The following is a 20297-nucleotide window of genomic DNA, read 5'->3' as shown; positions in this document are numbered from 1 at the left end:
CTTATCCTCAAGGCACGTAGAGTGCCATCCATGGCACGGATTAGACGAATATTATCAAAAATTGTATGGCTTTTAAAGTGAGGTATTAGTAATGAAAGATAAAGATAGCATCATTTGATTCAGAAGATGCCGGAAAGGCTGAGAATATGCAAGCATCAATTTTGGAAAAGGAAACCACGCTGCAAAAGAATAAAAGGGCTTTAGAGCTTGTTAACGACGCCTATGAGCGCGAAACCACCCGTATAGAACCATCATTAATAGTATTATTTATTTAAGAGAGAGAAATACTATTCAGATAAAAATCATTTCAAATAAGGGAGGTGATGCCCTATGTTGTCAGAGAAAAAAATACCCAATAGATTGGTAAACGAAAAGTCGCCTTACCTGCTCCAGCACGCGTATAATCCGGTGGATTGGTACCCCTGGAGTGATAAAGCCTTTGCAAAAGCAAGAGCTGAAGATAAGCCGATTTTCCTTTCTATTGGGTATAGCTGACTAACATGATTTTACGTACATGTCATTGGTGTCATGTTATGGAACGGGAATCCTTTGAGGATGAAGAAGTAGCCGAAATTCTTAATCGCGGGTATATTCCGGTTAAAGTGGACCGGGAAGAAAGACCGGATATTGACCAGCTGTACATGACCTATTGCCAGGTCTTGACCGGAGCAGGGGGCTGGCCGCTGACGGTGCTGATGACGCCGGATAAACAACCTTTCTTTGCCGGAACGTATTTTCCGAAACACAGCCATTACGGACGTCCTGGCCTCATGGATATTTTGAGTCAGGCAGCTGAGCTGTGGCAGACGGAGAAAGATAAAGTCATCCAAACGGCAGCGGAACTTTACGAAACAGTCACCAGGCATTATCGCGGGGATAAAAACGCCACGTCTGCCGTGCCAAGGAACAAGCAGACCCTGCCGCTTACAGAGAAAGAAAAAGACAGCGGTGATATAGCTGTCTGGGGTAAAACCCTACTGGGCAAAGGATATGAACTGCTGGAAAACAAGTTTGATTCAAAATACGGGGGATTCGGCAGTGCTCCGAAATTCCCGGCTCCCCATAACCTGGGGTTTTTACTGCGGTATTCACTGGGAGAGCCGCAGAGCAAAGCGCTGGCGATGGTTGAAAAAACATTGGACAGTATGGCTGACGGAGGGATCTTCGATCATATCGGGTTTGGCTTTGCACGCTATAGCACGGACCGTTACTGGCTGGTTCCTCATTTTGAAAAAATGCTTTATGACAACGCCGGTCTGGCCCTTGTCTATTTAGAAGCTTATCAGAGAACCAAAAAGGAAAAATACCGCCGGGTTGCGCAAAATATATTCGGGTATGTTCTGCGCGATATGACTTCTTCGGAAGGAGGCTTTTATTGTGCAGAAGATGCGGACTCCGAGGGTGAAGAGGGCAAATACTATCTGTGGTCCAAAGATCAAATCAGAAAGACGCTGCAGGAAGGGATTAAACGTCTACAACAAGTAAAAGACGTAAAAAACAAGTTTGAACGTTTTCTGAATCAACCGGAAGAAATTGTAGATATCTACTGTGATGCTTATGGAATTACGGATAAAGGCAATTATGAAGGAAAAAACATTCCTTCACGAATCTTTAGTGTCAGAGACGATCTCGCTTTTCGCTGCAGTCTGACCGGAGGCGAACTCGACGAATTGTTGAACCTCTGTAATCCTATTCTGTTTAAGGCGAGAGAAAAAAGAGTCCGTCCGGCTAAAGATGATAAGATCTTAGTTTCCTGGAATGGTTTGATGATTGGGGCTTTAGCCAAAGGAGTGCAAGTGCTCGCAGGCGATCTCTCCTGGAAAAACGACAGAGAGAGTCTTCTCCTGACGGCAGAAAATGCCGCAGGCTTTATCATGGCCAAGATGTTTGATCCCCGCGGCCGACTGCTCGCCCGCTACAGGGATGGTGAGGCAGGTATCCCGGGTTTCCTTGATGACTATGCTTTTTTAATTTACGGGCTGCTGGAACTCTATATCGCATGCGGAAAAACAGTATATCTTGAGCAGGCCATACACCTGCAGGAAGAACAGGAAAAATTGTTCTGGGATGAAACGAACGGCGGATATTATTTTACCGGACGAGATGCGGAGGAACTGCCGCTCAGGCCCAAGGAGATCTATGACGGTGCGATGCCTTCTGGGAACTCGATGAGTGCCTGCAATCTTGTCAGGCTGTGGAGACTTACCGGCTTATCCAAATGGCGAGAGCGGGCTGAAAAACAAATTAATTCATTTCAGAGTACGGTAGAGGATTATCCTACGGGATACACTGCTTTTCTTCAGGCGATCCAATACTGTCTGAGTCAGGGAGAGGAGCTGGTATTGTCTGGACCGGCCGGTCATGAAGACTTAGAAAAAATGCAGGCCGTGATTTTTAAGGATTTCCATCCGTATGCTGTGGTAGCCTATAATGACGGATCGTTAGTGGAGGTGATCCCGAGAATGCAAGATTACCCCGTTAGTGGGACTCTGACTGCTTATGTTTGTAGGGATTATGCCTGCAGGGAGCCTGTAAATACCCCAGAAGAATTAGCAAAAATTCTTACGGAATAGCTCTGATTTGAGGCATCGTCGTGCTTTCTGTGTCCTATGCTGTCACCTCTCCGTATATCTGCTTGTGAGTACGACAAAAGCATCAAGTTTCCGATGGACTCGCTCGAAGAGAAGACCGCCGGCAAACCACACCGGCGCATAGAGCAGCGTAATCAGTCCGTTTATCGCCAGCCGGTCTGTATAGTGCCAGGGATAAACACCCAGAATTTTAAGTAAAAACAGTCCGCTTAAATATTCTATCCCCCAGATTGCTGTGAGCCAAACGAGTCCTCTCAGCGGCCACCTCCACTCTGAAATCAAATCGTGCAAAGGTTCAAGAATAACAGCGGAACCATATATGAAGAACATCCAAAGGTTGGTAAAGCCCATCAGCCGAAAATCCCCGTGGATAAGAGAATTAAGTCCCGTCCAAATAATTTCGAGGCTCCAGCCCATTAGCCCGTAAAATAAATATCGTTTTAGCATGATTATAGTTTGTGACAGGGAGGGATGTTTTACTTATAGTAAAATATCCCTTAATAATCAGTACTGTGTTATCCCTAAAACCTAATTATTCTTAGATTAAAGTAAATAATTCGGAAAGTGCACCGAACACGGGGACTCCTTCATTGTGAATCAGCCCTGGGGAAGGATTTTTTTTCCGGGTGTGTTCGATTGCTTTTGTGATCACTTCAAGACTCATCGGGGCGATAGGCAAATTACGGCAATCTTCAAGCGAGTAGAAACCAGCCTGGATCACCTCGACCGGATCATGTTTTAATTGACCGCCCAGACCATGAAGAAAGAAGACAATATAAATATTGTGTTTCATGTTAGGGACATCTTCAGGGTAATCGCGGACTGCCAGAATGCTTACAGGCTTCGACAGGATGCCAGTTTCCTCCCGGACTTCTCGGACAACTGCCTGGGCAATTTTTTCATTCTGTTCTACATAGCCGCCGGGAATAGTCCATCTTCCTTTACCGGGGTTATGCGCTCTTTGGACGAGGAGTACTTTGTCGTCTTGCAGCAAAACACCGCCTACGCCCAGGGAGTATTCCCCCCAGTTGATATAGTCACAGGCCGGGCAGCTTTGCCTTTTTTTGTCTTCAATTAGTTTATACTCTAGCGTGGCAGAACACACGGGACAAAACTTAAATTCCGGATAAAGAGACGGCATATTGTTCCTTCTTTCTATAATAGGTCAAAGTCATTAATACTATTTTATCCTGAAAAAGATAAGATGCAAATTTTATCTGAATTGAGAAATACGGCACGAAGGATAAATAATTTCTTTGTAGAACTACTAAATAATACTTTATAATACTTTACTCGACTGAATTTTCAACCTGTGGGGGAAACATTAGAATGAAAAATGATAAGAAAAAAGAGATTTGGCTTAATCCTGAAGAACTCCGGCAGTTGTTGGAGGGAGGCTTGTATTGGAAAGATATAGAGCCTAAACTGTCCGAGGAAAATGCGGAAAGCATCAGAAGGCAGTTTAGTCCTGAAGATGATGCTGATATTAATGACAGTACCATTAACGAGCATGACCAGGACGATGGAGAGCATAACCGAACGGCCGGGAAGTTTCCGGAAGAGGATCAAGCGGAAGCAGGGCCGGTTTTTACCGGAGATTTGGATGAAGACAATGAGGAGATTAGAACGATTCTGCTCGGTGATCAAAATTTGGGGCAGGATGAACTGCAAAGACTGTTTATCTCCCAAGCGGCTTCCCTGGAAGATGATTTCAATGAAATAGAGAGTATAAGTGAAATCAATGATCCGGTAAAAACAAGCCCGGACAGCTTTAGCCCACTTACTGATATTGAGGCAGCGGATGTTTTAAATAAAGCGGATGAAGCCTATAACGCGGAAGATGCCACTATGACACTGAAAAGGCCGACAGATCTGGGTATGCTGGAGGAAACAGAAGTAGGGGCGGAAGAAAGAAGCCGCTTTTCTGATTTGAATAGTTATATCATGAACAGTAAAAATGACCCGAGTCCGGACGATGATGATGACCTGGATTTTGGGTTCGAACAGAAAAGCTCCTTCGGCGGGCTGAAACTTGTCATTCTGGTTGTAATTGTCGCAGCGGTCACTTTTGGTTTGTGGTATTTCTTTATCAGTAAGTGAGGACCCTTCCTAAGCACGTTCATGTTTTGTAGTCATGCGAGTAAAAAACCTATCTTCGGATAGGTTTTTTTAATAAAATAGTTTTCAAAACAATCAAAAAGGGGTAAAATAGTTACAAAGGTCAAAAAAGGTCATAAAGTCAATAAAGGTCAACATTAAAATGAGGATGGATGACGATGAGTAATTTGGCGAACAGAATCGAGGAGTACCTTAAAAAGATTATAGAGCAGGCTGAAGATGGGTACATCGTCCTGCAAAGAGGTTATCTTGCTGATTTCTTTTCATGTGCCCCTTCCCAGATTAACTATGTCCTTACAACGAGGTTTACCGCAGAACGCGGTTATCTTGTTGAAAGCAGAAGAGGCGGCGGCGGTTATTTAAGGATTGTTAGGCTGGGACTTGATCCTGAGGGTAAATTCCAGAGACTCATGTCGGAACTCATTGGGGATGACCTTTCCCAGGATCGGGCCAATAATCTTGTGGACAGACTCAGAGAAGAAGATCTGTTCACCAAAAGAGAAGCAATCCTGGTAAAAACGATTTTTTCCGACCGGCTTTTGGTTGGGGTGACGAATTTCCCTTCTACGCTTAGGGCCCGAATGATGAAAGAAATACTGGCGAATATGTGCCGGGACGATATCAATGATTGATCGGGGGGATAGCAATGCTTTGTCAGAATTGTCAACAACGGGAGGCTGTGGTTCATCTGACCAAAATCATTAATGGTCAGGCGGCTCAGCTTCATCTTTGCCAGGAGTGTGCGCAAAAAACGCCTGGCACCGGCTTCAATCTCTACCCTGGAATGGTATCGGATTTTTTACAGGCATTATTTGGGGTAAATCCGGCAGGGCAGTATGATCAGACGATCGTAGACAGCCAGACCGGAAAATGTCCCGGATGCGGAAGAACTTTTTCCCAGATACAGCAAGCCGGGAAAATGGGCTGCAGCAAATGTTACGATGAATTTGAGCCCCAAATGGAGATGCTCCTGCGACGGATCCATGGAAGAGGGATGCATGTCGGGAAAGTGCCGGTAAGAGGAGGAGCATCGTTCCGAAACAAACAGGAAATAGCCAAATTAAAACAACAACTGTTGGAACTTGTCCAAGCGGAAAAGTTCGAAGAGGCAGCCATATTAAGAGACCGGATTAAAGAAATGGAGAATACTGTCGGAGGTGAAAGCAAATGACTTATCGGGAACTGCTTGCCAAAGACAGCTTCTGGATGAAGGATACGCCGGACATTCCGATTGTACTGAGTTCCAGAATCAGATTGGCCAGAAATATCGCTGACAATCCTTTCCCTCACGTCATGTCCTATGATGATGCCGAAAAAATTGAAGCGCAGATTTCCGGTGTCTTAGACGGTTTTATTGCTGAAAAAGAAAAGCTTGTTTATATTCCGTTGAAAATGCTTATTCCAGTGGAGAAAAAGGTGCTGATTGAAAAGCATCTGGTCAGCCCAGGTTTTAAGGAGACTGAATATGCACGCGGTCTGGCCTTGTCCGAAAGCCATAAAATTGCAGTCATGGTCAATGAAGAAGACCATCTGAGAATTCAGGTGCTGATGCCGGGGAATAGCCTCAGGGAAGCTTGGCATCTTGCAGGATTGGTCGATGATCATCTGGAAGCACATTTGGATATTGCTTATAAAGAAAAGTTTGGTTACCTGACGACTTGTCCCACCAATGTTGGAACGGGCCTGAGAGTATCCGTGATGGTTCACTTGCCGGCCCTGGTGCTGACCAATCAGGTTCAGCAGGTTCTGGGTGCCCTGACGTCGCTTGGGTTGGCAGTACGCGGTGTATACGGTGAAGGCTCCAGGTCATTCGGAAATATCTTTCAGATATCCAACCAGGTTACGTTAGGTAAGAGCGAAGAAGACACCTTGGCACATCTTGATGCGGTCACGCGGCAGCTGATGGAACGGGAAGTCCAGATGCGGGAAGTTATTCGCAAAGAATCTCCGCTTATCGTCGAAGATAAAGTCTGGAGGGCCCGGGGGACTTTGGAAAATGCCAGAATCCTTGAAACGGAAGAGATCTATTCTCTTCTATCGGAGGACCGGCTGGGCATTGATATGGGCATTCTGCCTAGAGTCTCTGCAGGTTTCGTGTCTGTCTTGATCAACTCGATGCAGGGATGTCTGCAATATAATCGCAATAAGCAGCTGGATGCTTATGATATTAACGCAGAAAGAGCTCATTTTGTGCGTGGAATCTACCATCAAAAAATGAGTGAGAATGTAAATTAAACGACAATAGGAAAGGAAGGATCAAAATGTCAAGAAAATTTACGCAAAAGGCAGAAAAAGTATTTATGCTTGCTGAGGCGATTGCCAAACGTATGGGCCATAAGGTTATAGGGACGGAGCATATTCTTCTGGCTTTGATTGAAGAAGGAGAAGGAGTCGCTGCGAAGGCGCTAACCGGGGTCGGATTGGACCCGGACAAGGTAAGCGCAAAGATTACCCAGATCATTGGCTTAGGAACCCCTATTAGCGGAGAGGTCGGATTGTCGCCGCGAGTGAAGCGCGTGATTCAGCTTGCCACCGAAGAGGCTCAACGCCAGGGGGTCAATTATATTGGAACCGAACATATTCTGCTTGGCCTGATCATTGAGGGAGAAGGAATTGCTGCGAGAGTCCTGGCGGATCTTAAGATCAGTCCGGAAAAAATATGGGAACAGGTTGTAGAGCTCCTGGGAGGGGAAACCGAAGGTACATCAATGCCTGGAAGTGGTGCCGCGAATAACGGCAAACCCGGACAGACAGGCGGAACGCCGACTTTAAACGAGTTCGGACGGGACTTGACGGTCATGGCTGCTGAAGGGAAGCTTGACCCTGTCGTTGGCCGGGGAAATGAAATCGAAAGAGTCATTCAGGTGCTGAGCCGCCGGACGAAGAACAACCCTGTATTGATTGGAGAACCCGGGGTTGGAAAAACGGCTATTGCTGAGGGTCTAGCCCAAAGAATTGTCAACAACCAAGTACCGGAGATCCTTGTCGATAAACGGGTTGTGACACTTGATCTTTCTTCGATGGTCGCGGGGACAAAATATCGCGGTGAATTTGAAGAGAGAATGAAAAAAGTCATGGAAGAAATCCGGCTGGCGGGCAACGTGATTGTCTTCATCGACGAACTCCATACGCTGATCGGAGCGGGGGCTGCCGAAGGAGCTATTGACGCAGCCAATATTCTGAAACCCGCCCTAGCTAGAGGAGAAATGCAGTGTATCGGAGCAACGACACTCGATGAATACCGTAAGCATATTGAACGTGATCCGGCCTTGGAAAGGCGTTTTCAACCAATTAAGGTAGGAGAGCCTACGGTTGAGGAAACGGTGGCTATTCTAAAGGGTTTAAGGGACAGGTATGAAGCGCATCATAGGGTGAAGATATCCGACGAGGCAATTGATGCGGCAGCACGCTTGTCTGACAGGTATATCTCCGACAGATTTTTACCCGATAAAGCCATTGATTTAATTGATGAGGCTGCATCCAGGGTCCGTATCCACAGTTTTACAGCACCGCCGGATTTGAAAGATCTGGAGGAAAAAATCGAAAATCTCAAGAAAGAAAAAGAAGCAGCCGTAAAAAGACAGGAATTTGAAAAGGCCGCTGAAATCAGAGACGAGGAGCAAAAGAAACGCGAAAAGCTCAGCGAGATCCGTAAGAACTGGGAAGAAAATAGAGAAAAAGAGCTAATTGGCGTGGGGCCGGAGGATATCTCCAGAATCGTATCGAGCTGGACGGGGATTCCGGTGAATAAACTGGAAGAGGGAGAAAGCTCCAGACTTTTGAAGCTGGAATCCCTTCTACATGAGAGCGTGATCGGACAGGATGAGGCAGTCACGGCTGTTGCCCGTTCGATCAGACGGGCTAGGGCAGGACTTAAAGACCCAAAGCGGCCCATTGGTTCCTTTATTTTTCTCGGACCCACAGGAGTCGGGAAAACCCAGCTGGCGCGGTCCTTGGCTGAATCTTTGTTCGGGGATGAAAGTTCACTGATCAGAATTGATATGTCCGAATATATGGAAAAGCATGCCGTATCCAGGATGGTAGGTTCTCCTCCGGGATATGTCGGACATGATGAAGGGGGACAGCTGACTGAGGCAGTACGCAGGAAACCGTACAGTGTCATTTTATTTGACGAGATAGAGAAGGCCCACCCTGAAGTATTTAATATTCTGCTTCAGGTATTGGAAGACGGCAGGCTCACTGACTCCAAAGGAAGGCTTGTAGATTTTCGCAATTGTGTACTAATCATGACGTCTAACGTTGGGGCCTCTTTCCTCAAAAAAGAATCTCTGGGTTTTGTCTCTGGAAGAAACGAAGAAAGTGAATACAAGTCCATGAGTTCGCGGGTCATGGAGGAACTGAAGAAAACCTTCCGTCCGGAATTTCTGAACAGAGTGGATGAAATGGTGGTATTCCATCAACTTCAGCAAGCCGATCTTGTGAAGATTACAAGAATCCTGGTTAAGGACGTCAGCAAACGTCTGAAAGAACAGGATCTCGAGTTGGTTCTGGATGATGAAGTTCTGGAGCATCTGGCAGAGGAGGGTAAAGATCCGACCTATGGTGCGCGTCCTCTAAGAAGGGCCATTCAAAAACTGATTGAGGATCCCCTCTCAGAAAAGATCCTCGAAGGAACTTATAAAGCAGGCGATACGATCAAGGTCGAACTTTCCGACAAAGAAGTGGTTTTTGTGAAACCAGCAGCCGCAAAGAAAACAGGCAAAAAGAGATAGGGGGAAGGATTCTTGGCAGGTCCGAAGACAAAGTTCTATTGCCGGGAATGCGGGCAGGAAAGCGCGAGATGGCTCGGAAGGTGTCCCGGATGCGGTGAATGGAATACGCTGATTGAGGAACGCGTAGAAAAATCCAAACCTACAGAAAGCAGAGGGATCGTTCAGGCGATCCCTCTGACTGAAATCCAAACGGTGGAAGGACACAGACTTGATACCGGAAGTCCAGAACTTAACCGGGTTTTTGGGGGAGGGGTTGTCGAAGGATCCTTTGTTCTTTTAAGCGGAGAGCCCGGAATCGGCAAATCCACGCTGTTTCTGCAAATGGCAGAATATCTTTCCCGGAAGGAAAATGTGCTTTATGTGTCGGGAGAGGAATCTGCCCGGCAAATCAAACTCAGGGCTGACAGAATGGGACTTTCTTCTTCCCGGGTACATATACTTGCCGATAATTCTTTGGAAGCAGTACGTTCGGAGGTACTGGATAAAGGTTATAAAGTCGTTTTTATTGATTCAATTCAGACGATGCTGCTCGAAGACGTCCAGTCTGCACCCGGAAGCGTCAGCCAGGTCAGGGAAGGGGCTTCTTTCTTGCTGAAACTGGCCAAAGAAAATGAGATTACGGTTCTCCTGGCTGGCCATATTACAAAAGAGGGTGCGATTGCCGGGCCCAGGGTTCTGGAGCACATGGTTGATACAGTCCTGTATTTTGAAGGAGATCAGCACCATATCTTCCGTCTGCTGCGGGCGGTCAAAAACCGTTTTGGTCCGGCCAACGAAATTGGGGTATTTGAGATGAGGGGCTGCGGTCTAGCTGATGTGACAAATCCCTCCATGTTTTTTATGGGTGATCATACACAGGTATCCGCTGGTTCCGGGGTGGCTGTCGTGATGGAAGGAACAAGGCCGCTCTTAGTGGAGATCCAGGCTTTAGTAACATCGTCCATCTTTACGCCGCCGAGAAGAACCGTAAACGGGATGGATTACCACCGCCTGCTGATGCTTCTGGCAGTTCTGGACAAACGGGCCGGATACGCTTTTGGCGCCCGGGATGTTTTTGTCAATATTGCCGGGGGTCTCGATGTGGATGAGCCGGCAGCAGATCTTGCTGTCATCGCCGCTGTGATGTCGGGAATTAAAGATCAGCCGCTTGGAAATATCGCGTTAATCGGGGAACTTGGCCTGACCGGAGAAATTAGAGGAGTTTCTCATATCGAGCAGCGGATCAGAGAAGCGGAGAAATTTGGTTTTCGAAATTGCCTGGTACCAGAAGTCAATGCAAGCAGTATAGAGAAGACCGATTGCCGGATCATTCCGGTTAAGAACATTGAGGAAGCACTGGATTTTCTTTTTTAGATGATGATACCAAAATAAAAAAGGATGTCAAAAGACATCCTCGGCAGTCATTCCAAGGCATCACTGATATGTAAACTCATTTGGTAACTGATAACAAATATACGAAATGATAAAAATATCTCTGCATCCTTTAATCTTCTTTTAAGCTCAGCTATCTAAAATTAAAAACAGTAAGTGTTTTAAGTCTGCGTTCTTCTTTTTCCAAGATTTCGTTCACGGACAAGCCCAGAATATTGGCAAGAGCTGAGATGTAAAAAAGCTGATTTCCCAGTTCGATTTCGACAACTTCACGGCAGTTGGAACAAAGGTCTCCTTCCAGATGACTGTTCAGGAGAAATTTAAGATCTGATAGGGTAGCATTTTCTGGAATTGGGCTCTTGTGGGCATCCACTGAGACACAGCCGCAAGAAGTCACAGCCTTCGTTATAGCCCTGTTTACCCGGGAAGAAGCCTCTTGTCCTTTTGATAAAATATCCAAGATGCTTTGGTGCCGAATGAGCATAGCATCAACCGTTTCTTGAAAATCATTATTGATTGGACTCATAGAACATACACTTCCTTTCTGCCAGTTTCATTATAGACAGCATCTGAAGCTGTTGTCAATTTCATCAAATCGGGAAATATTTCTTGAATTAAGATATATTGAAATAATTTGTCGTTTGCTTTGAAAGAGAAATACAACCTGATATAATGATGAGATACAGGGGAAAATACCGCTAAACAATTTCATAGGGGACAGATCAGGAAAATTTCAGGCTCCTGGTATAAACAGAATTGTTTTTAGCCAAAATATAGAAAAAGGGAGGTGAATTTGATGCTTAGCAAAATTGTTCGCGGCATCATTACGCTGCTGTTTGGAGCAGCAGGAATTTACGTAGATTACTTGATATTAAAGGTTGTCGATATTCGTCAGCTTAGCCAGACATTAGGTTTTGAGATTCACTTATACTGGACTTATATTATTATTTTTACTGTGTTATCTGCTTTTGGTTTCTTTCTCGCCCCTGTATGTATGAAAGTCTTTATTGGCCTTGTCAAATGGCTGGAAAGCAAACTTACCCGCATGCCGATTCACGATCTAGTCGGAGGTTCACTTGGGGGTATTGTCGGTTTGCTGATTGCCCGTCTGATTTGCATTACTTTTGTGGATATTCCGTTTCTCGGTCCGATTCTGTCGGTCATTGTCAGCTTGTTACTTGGCTACGTCGGCCTGATTATTGGGATCAATCGCAAGGATGATATTCTTGGATTTTTCAACTTTTTACCCAAGCTGAAAGGGGAACGTGCTGAAAAAGAAAAGAATAAGGATAAAGGGCACGGGAAGCAGCCTGCTGCAGGCTATAAAGTGCTTGATACCAGTGTGATTATTGACGGCAGAATAGCGGATATTGTTAAAACGAGTTTTTTAGATGGGGTTCTTCTCATTCCTGGTTTTGTTCTGGAAGAGCTCAGACATATTGCCGATTCTTCAGACGCCCTCAAAAGAAACCGGGGTCGGAGAGGGCTTGATATCTTGAACCAGATTTCTAAGGAATCGGTCATCAAGGTTGAGATCTACGAAGGTGATTTTGAAGACATCGCTGAAGTGGATAGTAAGCTTGTCAAACTGGCGAATATTCTAGACGCGCCGATATTGACCAATGATTATAACCTGAACAAAGTGGCCGAGCTTCAGGGGATAAAAGTCTTAAATATCAATGAATTGGCCAATGCTGTAAAACCAGTCGTCCTTCCGGGCGAAGAGATGTATATTCAGATTATGAAGGAAGGAAAAGAGGCTGGACAGGGTGTAGCTTATCTAGACGATGGAACGATGGTTGTCGTTGACGGAGGACGCAGGTACATTGGGCAACAGACCACCGTACTGGTTACGACTGTTCTGCAAACGGCTGCAGGTAGGATGATCTTTGCTAAACCCAAAGGGATGCAGGAAAAATCATCTGAGGAGTTTTCCCATGAGTTTAATGCGTTCGGCTAATATCGCTGCTATCGTACCTGCCGCCGGGCGGGGAAAAAGGATGGGGGGTCAAGGCAACAAGCTTCTGCTTGAACTTGCCGGGACCCCTATCCTTGTTTTTACTCTTAAAACACTGGAATTTTGTCCGCTGATTAAAGAGATCATTATTCCTGCGGCAGGGATAGATATTTTGGCAATTAAAAAGTTGGTGGAAAAATACAGCCTAAAAAAGGTGACAGCAGTGGTTGAGGGAGGTGCCGAAAGGCAGGACTCCGTTTACCGGGCGCTTCAGTCCTTAAGTCCTGAGGTGGACAGCGTGATCGTCCATGACGGTGCCAGACCCTTATTAACACTGGATGATCTGAACCGTTTTCTTGAAGAAACGGCAGACCTTGAAGCGGCTGTCATGGCTGTACCTTTGAAAGATACTGTAAAAAAGGTGGATGCTCAGGGCCGAGTTATGGAAACACCCCCACGGGAACAGCTCCGGGGGATTCAGACACCGCAGATTTTTAACCGGAACCTTTTAGAAAAAGTACACAAACTTGCCTTTGAACAGCAGTACCTGGCCACGGACGATGCTTCTCTGTTTGAGTGGCAGGGTTTACCGGTCAGGGTTGTTAAAGGCAATTACGAGAATATCAAAGTGACCACGCCTGAAGATATACTTTGGGCCGAGTCCATCCTGTGCAGAAGAAGAGAGGTGCCTCCAATGAAGATAGGACTGGGCTACGATGTCCATGCACTGATTGAGGGACGGACGTTAATTCTGGGCGGAGTAGAAATTCCTCATGAGAAAGGACTTTTGGGGCATTCTGATGCAGATGTCCTGACGCATGCTGTAATGGATGCGATTCTCGGGGCTTGTGCGCTTGGTGATATTGGTAAACATTTTCCCGACAGCGATGCCCGGTACAAAGGCATTTCCAGTCTGGCACTGCTGGCTGAAGTTGTAAAGCTTGCGCAAGGCGAAGGCTATAGGCTTGGGAATCTGGATAGTATTATTGTCGCTCAGAAACCGAAAGTGCTGCCTTATATCGCGCAGATGAGAAAGAATCTGGCAGAGATTCTGAACGCAAGTCCGGACTGTATATCGATCAAGGCAACGACAACGGAATGCCTGGGCTTCGAGGGCAGAGAAGAAGGAATCAGTTCGCAGGCAATTGTTTGTCTTTTACCCGTATGACCTGATATAATATTAAACGCAATTATTCCTAATAGGATCTTTAATAGGATCTTTAATAGCTTTAATACCTGCTGAAGACAAGCAGTACGAAGTAGAAATGAGGTTATGTCGATTATGACGGTGAAAGTAAGGTTTGCTCCAAGCCCGACCGGGCCCCTGCATATCGGAGGAGCAAGGTCAGCTCTTTTTAATTATTTGTTTGCAGCAGGCAAAGGTGGGACCTTTGTCTTTAGGATAGAGGATACCGACCTGGAACGGTCGAGCCGCGAATCAGAGCAGGATATCATGAAAGCGCTACACTGGCTGGGGATCACCTGGGATGAGGGGATAGACGCCGGCGGAGATTCCGGCCCTTACAGGCAGACGGAAAGGCTCGGTACATACCGTGAATACACGGATAAGCTTCTTCAAAGCGGACATGCTTACCTGTGCTACTGTTCGGAAGAAGAACTGGAGCAGGAACGTCAGGAGCTGAGTTCCCGTGGGGAGACCCCGCGCTATCTCGGAAAATGCCGGACGCTGACCACAGAACAACGCCAGGCTTATGAAATGGAAGGACGGAAGCCCGTTGTCCGCTTCCGAGTGCCGGAAGGTCAGGATATTGTGATCAATGACTCGGTCAGAGGAAAAGTCGTTTTCGAAAGTGATGGAATCGGGGATTATATCATTGTCAAATCAGATGGAATCCCAACCTACAACTATGCCGTGGTCATCGACGATGTCCTGATGGGCATTACGCATGTTGTCAGAGGCGAAGAACATCTATCGAATACGCCGCGTCAGGTCCTAATTTATGAGGCTCTTGGAATGAAAGCGCCCGATTTTGCCCATATCTCCTTGATTTTGAATACGGAAGGGCGGAAGATGAGCAAACGGGACGGGGATACTGCTGTCATGGATTATTTCCATAAAGGGTATCTGCCGGAGGCCGTCGTGAACTTTATTGCGCTTTTAGGCTGGTCGCCCTCCGGTGAGCAGGAGTTCTTTACGATCGAAGAACTCAAGAAAGAATTTTCATTGGAGAAAGTATCAAAGAGCCCGGCAGTTTTTGATTTGAATAAGCTGAACTATATTAATGCGCATTACCTGAAACAGACTGCTTCGGCAGACCTTGTTCGGCTGGTGCTGCCGTTTTTGAGAGAAAAAGGACTTTTTCCGAATGAACTTTCTTCGGCCGAACAGCAGTGGGTGACCGGCTTTATTGATGCCGTCAAGGAAAAAATCAACTGCTTAAGTGAGGTTAAGTCCTATATTCATTATTTTATTGGAACAGAAATTGATGTGCTGCCGGAGGAAGCTGAAGCGATTATGAAGGCGGATACCGTACCGGCAGTATTGCAGCTTTTTGCAGCTAAGGTCCGGGAAACCGCCTTGCTCGACGCGCCAGCAGCCAAGAACATTTTAAAAGAGATTACCAAAGAACTTAACCTGAAAGGCAAGGACGTGTTTATGCCAGTCAGGATTGCACTTACGGGGCAGATGCATGGCCCTGATCTCGACCGGATCATGGAGCTTCTAGGCAAAGAAAACATTTACGGGAGATTGGAGAAGACGTCTGTTTATCCGAAGTAAGTACAAGGAGGAAATCGTGATGGCGATCAGACTGTATAATACACTTACGCGTCGCAAAGAAGAGTTTGTGCCGAGGGAACTGGGAAAGGCTTCAATGTACGCCTGCGGCCCAACGACGTATAATTATTTTCATTTGGGAAATGCCCGGATGCTGGTGGTTTTCGATATGGTCAGGCGCTACCTGATCCATAAAGGATTTGTCGTCACGTATGTCCAAAATTTCACCGACGTTGATGATAAAATCATTAACCGCGCCGCTGAAGAAGGTTGTGACCCGATAGCACTAGCCGGTAAATATATTAATGAGTACTTTACGGATGCCAAGGCTTTGAATATTCTTCCTGCCGATATTCATCCGAAAGCCACGGAACATATCCCGGAGATGATTGATATTATCCGCAGGCTGGAGGAAAAGGGCTTAGCCTATCATATTGACGGAGATGTTTATTTTGCTGTGGACAAATTCCCGGGATACGGTAAGCTGTCCGGCCGGACCCTTGAAGATATGCAGGCCGGGGCGCGTGTAGAGGTGGATGACAAGAAGCATAACCCGATGGATTTTGCACTATGGAAAAAAGCCAAAGCGGGTGAACCTTTCTGGGAAAGTCCTTGGGGTAAAGGAAGGCCCGGCTGGCATATTGAATGTTCAGCGATGTCCTTGAAATACCTCGGTCCTGGGTTTGATATTCATGGGGGCGGAGGCGACCTGGTTTTTCCGCATCATGAGAATGAAATTGCGCAGTCCGAAGGCTGTCTGGAGGGCCAACAGTTTGCTCGGTACTGGATGCATAATGCGTTTATTACTATTAATCAGGAGAAAATGTCCAAATCGCTGGGGAATTTCTTTCTGGTCAGAGATGTTACCGAAAAATTCCCGGGAGATGTTATCCGTTTTTATCTGCTCGGAACACACTACCGCAGTCCGCTGGATTTTGATGATGAGAAGCTAGTCATGGCCTCTAAAGGATTGGACCGTCTGAAAAACAGCGTGCGTCTGGCCAAAGAGGCGTTGGGCAAAGCACTGGGTAAAGAGGGTAGGTCGTTCGGTATGATTACTGGAAACCCGGATCTGAAGGCGGACAATGAAATGGCTGGGGTCTGCCTGGAAGCTAGGAATGCTTTCGAACAGGCTATGGACGATGATTTTAATTCGGCCCAGGCTTATGCAGCTTTATTCGAGTTGGCCAAAGGAATTAATACGTATCTTGCCAAAGGTTCTATAGAGACTGAATCTTTAGCTGAAGCAGCACGGACTTTGATCGAGCTGGCTGGGATACTTGGATTTGATCTGGAGGTTGAGGCCGAAGCCTCACAGGAGGATTCCGGAAAATTGGCCCAGGTCATGGAGCTTGTGATGGAGATCAGAGCCAATGCCCGTAAGAACAAAGACTGGACGACTGCGGATCTCATCAGGGACAGGATTAAAGACATCGGGATTGTGATTGAAGATACCCCCGAGGGTGCCCGTTGGTATTTGAAATAGTTAAGGGATGATAACATTTGCCTAAGCATAACGAACCTGAACAGGATAACGACATGCCGGATATTTGGTCGGTACAAATCAATAAGCGGTGGCAGGATATTAATATCCTGCTGCTCGCCTATATAGGTGACGCCGTTTACGAATTATGGGTGCGCAAGCATCTTCTGGAGCAGGACATTGCCAAGGTACAACTCATGCATAAGCGGGCTATTTTCTATGTACAGGCCAAAACGCAAGCAGGTATTTTGAGGCATCTCATGAACGAACTGGATGAAACGGAGACGGAGGTTGTTCTGAGGGGGCGTAATGCGAAGGGCCACTATCCGCGCAGTATTGATGTTGTCACCTACAGGCATTCTACAGCCTTCGAAGCACTTATCGGCTACTGGCATATTACTGGCCAAAATACGCGGATGAGCGCGGTTCTAAACAGCATAGACGGGATTCTTGAGACAATGGCGACAGAAAATAACAAGAAAACAGAAAGAGACACTTTACCCGAAGAAACTGGAAAACGGGGGGAGTCAGAGCATGAAGATCACGAATTTTGAACATACCGGACTGGACCGGGTTGCAGACTGGATTAAACGAAATCATTTAAGCGGAATATCCGGCACGGAACTAAAGAAAATTTTGAAAACAGCCAATATATTCTTTGTTGCCGAAGGCATCAATCGGGTTCAGAGTATGTTGCTCTGTGAGCTGAAAGCATCCTATGTCCAACAAAGTCAAAGATATGTGGCATTTGATCAGGACGCGTTTGCTTTTCCCGACCTGCCGCCTGAAGATTGCCACAGAGCCTGGGAACTTGGGCAGCAGGCATTAGATCTGTATACCAGAATGTGTGCACTGAAGGAAGGCGGATTTAAAGGGAGACCTAAGCCCGAGCATTACCTTTACGCGATTCCGATCGAAGATGCCCGCTATATCCTGCCGCTTGCGGCAAAGACGAATCTATCCGTTTCGATGTCCGGAGATAAACTGTGGGAGTTCTTTCTTTTATTCAATGACAGGAGATATGAAGGGATATTCGACACTTTGAAAAATGAGCTGGAAGCTTTTCTTCCAGTTGAATTACGCGCACTGTTCCCCTGTGGCTATGACAGTACGGAGGAATCAGCAATCATTGAAGACTTCTATCGGACAGATTTGGCGAGGATCAATCCCGAAGATGATCTCATCTTAATGTCCGGTTATCAGGAACCGGACATTAAGGCTGGCCTGGGCGCTCTGACCAGCACCCAAAGCAGGGCGTCTTCCGAAGTTTTACTATCCTGGGGGGAAGAAGCTCCGGTCAAGGCGAAAGAAATTGTCCGGAGGGTACTTGGTTACGGGCATGAAAGCATTGCCGAACAGTCCCGGACCACTTTTGGGATGATGTGTTCCCTGGTGACGTATCACCAGCAGATCCGTCACCGTCTGCCGGAAATGTTCCGGGAAGATTTCAGTAACCTTTTCAGCGACATGAAAAGACCAGTAATTATTCCGGATAGCATTTGTAATTCCCCATTTTTGGAGGAGTTCTTGGATCTAACGGAAGCCTATCGGACATTTTCCAGGGAGATTTATCAAAAATTTGGGTTGGGTAAAGCTATGCCATTTATTCTGAACTGCCAGCTTATAAAAATGATCATGTCCACGAATGCAAGGATAGACAATCAGATGCTCTCGGAAAGGACCTGTATGAATGCCCAGTGGGAAATCAGAAAGCTCGCTGTCAAGAAACTGAAAATCCTCAGAGAATTATCCGATGTACTCTATGAAAAAGCGCTGCCGCCCTGTCTGGTCAGCAAATGCCATGAAGGGAAGATGACGTGCGGCAGACAGCAGGAAGTAAGAGAGCTGTTTGATTTCAGGAAATAATAACAGTTGTGTACTGCTACAGGAGTCTGTTATCTGCAGATTATTTACCCGCGCGGCGTCGGGAAAAATGTTGGACGGGGGTTACGGATGAAAGCGGTTGTTTCGGTAGATCAAAACTGGGGTATCGGTTATAAAGGAAACCTGTTGCTGAAAATCCCGCAAGATATGAAGTTTTTTAAGCAGATGACTGTCGGCAAGGTTGTGGTCATGGGCAGAGGAACCTATGAATCATTGCCAGGAAAAGAACCCTTGAAGGACAGAACCAATATCGTCTTGAGTACAAACAGGGATTTCCGGGATAATAGAGTTATTAGCTGTCACTCTCTGGATGACCTGCTTCAGGAGTTAAAAAAATACCCTTCGGACGATATCTGTGTGATCGGCGGAGAATCGCTTTTTCAGCTGCTCATGCCCTATTTGGATGAACTGTATGTGACAAAAATCAGGCACACATTCCCTGCGGATAGGCATTTTAGAAATGTCGACGAAGATGACAACTGGAGAGTTGAGTCCGAAGGTGAATTGCATACTTATAATGACATTCAGTACAGTGTTGTAAAATATGTAAGAAAGTGATTGTCGTTTGAAAGGAGAAACCGGCTTTGGAAGAAAATATTGTGTGCGGACGCAACGCTGTGACCGAACTGATCAAATCCGGGAATCCGGTAAATAAAGTGCTGGTCAAAAATGAAAAGGGGCCGGGAAGAAATTCGGACATCCTGCATCTGCTTAAAACACGCGGCATACCGTATCAATTTGTGGAAAATACTGTCCTGGACAAATATACTGCCGGAGAAAAGCATCAAGGAGTGGTGGCATTTGCTGCTGCCAAAGAATATGCAGAACCATCCGATATTTTGGAGATAGCAAGGCAAAGAGGGGAAGATCCATTTATCCTTGTTCTGGATGAGATCGAGGATCCGCATAATCTAGGAGCCCTTCTTCGAACTGCCGATGCAGCGGGTGTTCATGGGGTTATCATTCCCAAAAGAAGAAGTGCCGCGCTCACACCAGCTGTCGGCAGAACGTCGGCCGGAGCTGTGGAATATGTGCCTGTGGCCAGAGTAAGTAACCTTGTCCAGACACTTAAATATCTCAAAGAAGAGGGCTGCTGGGTATCCGGTGCGGAAGCAGGCGGCAAAGATATCTATCAGGCGGAACTGAAAGGGTCAAGGGTCATCGTCATTGGCGGAGAGGATAAGGGACTCGGGAGACTGATCCGAGAAACCTGCGATGAAATTATATCCTTGCCAATGTGTGGCAGAATTTCATCTTTAAATGCCAGCGTAGCCGGGTCTATCATCATGTATGAGGTCCGGAGACAGAGAAATCAGACTTAATCCGCCATATCCCGCCATATCCCGCCAATCTTCATCTTGACGCTATTTGTGCATTTCAGGTATAATTGTTTTGTTATAAGCATATAATGGACGCTTCAGCG

At 46.3% G+C, this 20297-nt stretch carries 19 protein-coding genes; 16 read left to right on the top strand and 3 right to left on the bottom strand.

The features are described from left to right. The first annotated feature begins 330 nt into the window (after nucleotides 1-330). Both C1I38_RS14395 and C1I38_RS13000 read left to right on the top strand, forming a co-directional pair. Entirely contained in the window at nucleotides 331-495 is a 165-nt protein-coding gene (locus C1I38_RS14395) for a DUF255 domain-containing protein (protein ID WP_083916721.1), read from the top strand. Nucleotides 496-533: 38 nt separating this feature from the next. Further along, nucleotides 534-2573 carry a thioredoxin domain-containing protein gene (locus C1I38_RS13000; protein WP_119774954.1) on the top strand — a complete coding sequence of 680 codons (2040 nt, stop codon included), beginning with the start codon at nucleotides 534-536 and terminating at the stop codon, nucleotides 2571-2573. A 42-nt stretch (nucleotides 2574-2615) separates the two neighbouring features. Here the strand turns inward: C1I38_RS13000 and C1I38_RS12995 are convergent, their stop codons facing one another. Further along, on the bottom strand, nucleotides 2616-3038 hold the full coding sequence (locus C1I38_RS12995) for a hypothetical protein (RefSeq protein WP_119774955.1): 423 nt from the start codon (nucleotides 3036-3038) through the stop codon (nucleotides 2616-2618). Between the two features lie 91 nt (nucleotides 3039-3129). After that, nucleotides 3130-3732, bottom strand: a complete 603-nt coding sequence (locus C1I38_RS12990; RefSeq protein WP_119774956.1) for an NUDIX hydrolase — start codon at nucleotides 3730-3732, stop codon at nucleotides 3130-3132. Between the two features lie 188 nt (nucleotides 3733-3920). Here C1I38_RS12990 and C1I38_RS12985 point away from each other — a divergent pair, with 188 nt between their 5' ends. From C1I38_RS12985 to radA, 6 genes are all read left to right on the top strand, one after another. After that, the gene (locus C1I38_RS12985; protein WP_119774957.1) at nucleotides 3921-4691 is read left to right on the top strand and encodes a hypothetical protein; all 771 of its coding nucleotides are present in this window, start codon (nucleotides 3921-3923) and stop codon (nucleotides 4689-4691) included. Between the two features lie 176 nt (nucleotides 4692-4867). Then, a complete protein-coding gene (locus C1I38_RS12980; protein ID WP_119774958.1) occupies nucleotides 4868-5341 on the top strand; it encodes a CtsR family transcriptional regulator in 474 nt (157 codons plus the stop codon). Nucleotides 5342-5355: 14 nt separating this feature from the next. Further along, complete coding sequence (locus tag C1I38_RS12975; protein ID WP_119774959.1) at nucleotides 5356-5880, top strand: UvrB/UvrC motif-containing protein; 525 nt, start codon at nucleotides 5356-5358, stop codon at nucleotides 5878-5880. Continuing rightward, nucleotides 5877-6944, top strand: a complete 1068-nt coding sequence (locus tag C1I38_RS12970; RefSeq protein WP_119774960.1) for a protein arginine kinase — start codon at nucleotides 5877-5879, stop codon at nucleotides 6942-6944. The genes C1I38_RS12975 and C1I38_RS12970 overlap by 4 nt, the downstream gene beginning before the upstream one ends. A gap of 26 nt (nucleotides 6945-6970) precedes the next feature. Continuing rightward, nucleotides 6971-9442 carry an ATP-dependent Clp protease ATP-binding subunit gene (locus C1I38_RS12965; protein WP_119774961.1) on the top strand — a complete coding sequence of 824 codons (2472 nt, stop codon included), beginning with the start codon at nucleotides 6971-6973 and terminating at the stop codon, nucleotides 9440-9442. 12 nt (nucleotides 9443-9454) lie between these two features. Then, on the top strand, nucleotides 9455-10795 hold the full coding sequence (radA, locus tag C1I38_RS12960) for a DNA repair protein RadA (protein ID WP_119774962.1): 1341 nt from the start codon (nucleotides 9455-9457) through the stop codon (nucleotides 10793-10795). 151 nt (nucleotides 10796-10946) lie between these two features. Here radA and C1I38_RS12955 read toward each other — a convergent pair whose 3' ends face one another. Continuing rightward, nucleotides 10947-11339 carry a DUF1573 domain-containing protein gene (locus tag C1I38_RS12955; RefSeq protein ID WP_083916720.1) on the bottom strand — a complete coding sequence of 131 codons (393 nt, stop codon included), beginning with the start codon at nucleotides 11337-11339 and terminating at the stop codon, nucleotides 10947-10949. A 270-nt stretch (nucleotides 11340-11609) separates the two neighbouring features. Here C1I38_RS12955 and C1I38_RS12950 point away from each other — a divergent pair, with 270 nt between their 5' ends. The 8 genes from C1I38_RS12950 (at nucleotide 11610) to rlmB (ending at nucleotide 20196) form a co-directional block, all read left to right on the top strand. Beyond that, the gene (locus tag C1I38_RS12950) at nucleotides 11610-12773 is read left to right on the top strand and encodes a PIN/TRAM domain-containing protein (RefSeq protein ID WP_119774963.1); all 1164 of its coding nucleotides are present in this window, start codon (nucleotides 11610-11612) and stop codon (nucleotides 12771-12773) included. Then, on the top strand, nucleotides 12751-13938 hold the full coding sequence (gene ispD / locus C1I38_RS14390) for a 2-C-methyl-D-erythritol 4-phosphate cytidylyltransferase (protein ID WP_119774964.1): 1188 nt from the start codon (nucleotides 12751-12753) through the stop codon (nucleotides 13936-13938). Before C1I38_RS12950 ends, ispD begins: the two co-directional genes overlap by 23 nt. Nucleotides 13939-14052: 114 nt before the next feature. Further along, nucleotides 14053-15510 carry a glutamate--tRNA ligase gene (gene gltX, locus C1I38_RS12940; protein ID WP_119774965.1) on the top strand — a complete coding sequence of 486 codons (1458 nt, stop codon included), beginning with the start codon at nucleotides 14053-14055 and terminating at the stop codon, nucleotides 15508-15510. Between the two features lie 19 nt (nucleotides 15511-15529). Continuing rightward, on the top strand, nucleotides 15530-16993 hold the full coding sequence (cysS, locus tag C1I38_RS12935) for a cysteine--tRNA ligase (RefSeq protein WP_119774966.1): 1464 nt from the start codon (nucleotides 15530-15532) through the stop codon (nucleotides 16991-16993). A gap of 17 nt (nucleotides 16994-17010) precedes the next feature. Continuing rightward, nucleotides 17011-17544, top strand: a complete 534-nt coding sequence (locus C1I38_RS12930; protein WP_119774967.1) for a ribonuclease III domain-containing protein — start codon at nucleotides 17011-17013, stop codon at nucleotides 17542-17544. Further along, on the top strand, nucleotides 17525-18856 hold the full coding sequence (locus C1I38_RS12925) for an FAD-dependent thymidylate synthase (RefSeq protein WP_119774968.1): 1332 nt from the start codon (nucleotides 17525-17527) through the stop codon (nucleotides 18854-18856). Before C1I38_RS12930 ends, C1I38_RS12925 begins: the two co-directional genes overlap by 20 nt. An 87-nt stretch (nucleotides 18857-18943) precedes the next feature. Then, nucleotides 18944-19432, top strand: coding sequence for a dihydrofolate reductase (locus C1I38_RS12920; RefSeq protein WP_119775057.1), 489 nt, complete (start codon nucleotides 18944-18946; stop codon nucleotides 19430-19432). A gap of 26 nt (nucleotides 19433-19458) precedes the next feature. Further along, a complete protein-coding gene (rlmB, locus tag C1I38_RS12915; protein ID WP_026156241.1) occupies nucleotides 19459-20196 on the top strand; it encodes a 23S rRNA (guanosine(2251)-2'-O)-methyltransferase RlmB in 738 nt (245 codons plus the stop codon). Nucleotides 20197-20297: the final 101 nt, after the last annotated feature.

Source organism: Dehalobacter sp. 12DCB1 (assembly GCF_004343605.1).
In the GTDB taxonomy this organism is placed as follows: domain Bacteria; phylum Bacillota; class Desulfitobacteriia; order Desulfitobacteriales; family Syntrophobotulaceae; genus Dehalobacter.
Note: the sequence above shows the minus strand (reverse complement) of the source record. Positions and strands in the feature narration are given on the sequence as shown.

Bases quoted from the DNA above. Each gene is read 5' to 3' on its own strand.
- C1I38_RS14395 (WP_083916721.1), top strand. From the start codon at position 331: ATGTTGTCAGAGAAAAAAATACCCAATAGATTGGTAAACGAAAAGTCG.
- C1I38_RS13000 (WP_119774954.1), top strand. From the start codon at position 534: ATGGAACGGGAATCCTTTGAGGATGAAGAAGTAGCCGAAATTCTTAAT.
- C1I38_RS12995 (WP_119774955.1), bottom strand. From the start codon at position 3,038: ATGCTAAAACGATATTTATTTTACGGGCTAATGGGCTGGAGCCTCGAA.
- C1I38_RS12990 (WP_119774956.1), bottom strand. From the start codon at position 3,732: ATGCCGTCTCTTTATCCGGAATTTAAGTTTTGTCCCGTGTGTTCTGCC.
- C1I38_RS12985 (WP_119774957.1), top strand. From the start codon at position 3,921: ATGAAAAATGATAAGAAAAAAGAGATTTGGCTTAATCCTGAAGAACTC.
- C1I38_RS12980 (WP_119774958.1), top strand. From the start codon at position 4,868: ATGAGTAATTTGGCGAACAGAATCGAGGAGTACCTTAAAAAGATTATA.
- C1I38_RS12975 (WP_119774959.1), top strand. From the start codon at position 5,356: ATGCTTTGTCAGAATTGTCAACAACGGGAGGCTGTGGTTCATCTGACC.
- C1I38_RS12970 (WP_119774960.1), top strand. From the start codon at position 5,877: ATGACTTATCGGGAACTGCTTGCCAAAGACAGCTTCTGGATGAAGGAT.
- C1I38_RS12965 (WP_119774961.1), top strand. From the start codon at position 6,971: ATGTCAAGAAAATTTACGCAAAAGGCAGAAAAAGTATTTATGCTTGCT.
- C1I38_RS12955 (WP_083916720.1), bottom strand. From the start codon at position 11,339: ATGAGTCCAATCAATAATGATTTTCAAGAAACGGTTGATGCTATGCTC.
- C1I38_RS12950 (WP_119774963.1), top strand. From the start codon at position 11,610: ATGCTTAGCAAAATTGTTCGCGGCATCATTACGCTGCTGTTTGGAGCA.
- ispD (WP_119774964.1), top strand. From the start codon at position 12,751: ATGAGTTTAATGCGTTCGGCTAATATCGCTGCTATCGTACCTGCCGCC.
- gltX (WP_119774965.1), top strand. From the start codon at position 14,053: ATGACGGTGAAAGTAAGGTTTGCTCCAAGCCCGACCGGGCCCCTGCAT.
- cysS (WP_119774966.1), top strand. From the start codon at position 15,530: ATGGCGATCAGACTGTATAATACACTTACGCGTCGCAAAGAAGAGTTT.
- C1I38_RS12925 (WP_119774968.1), top strand. From the start codon at position 17,525: ATGAAGATCACGAATTTTGAACATACCGGACTGGACCGGGTTGCAGAC.
- C1I38_RS12920 (WP_119775057.1), top strand. From the start codon at position 18,944: ATGAAAGCGGTTGTTTCGGTAGATCAAAACTGGGGTATCGGTTATAAA.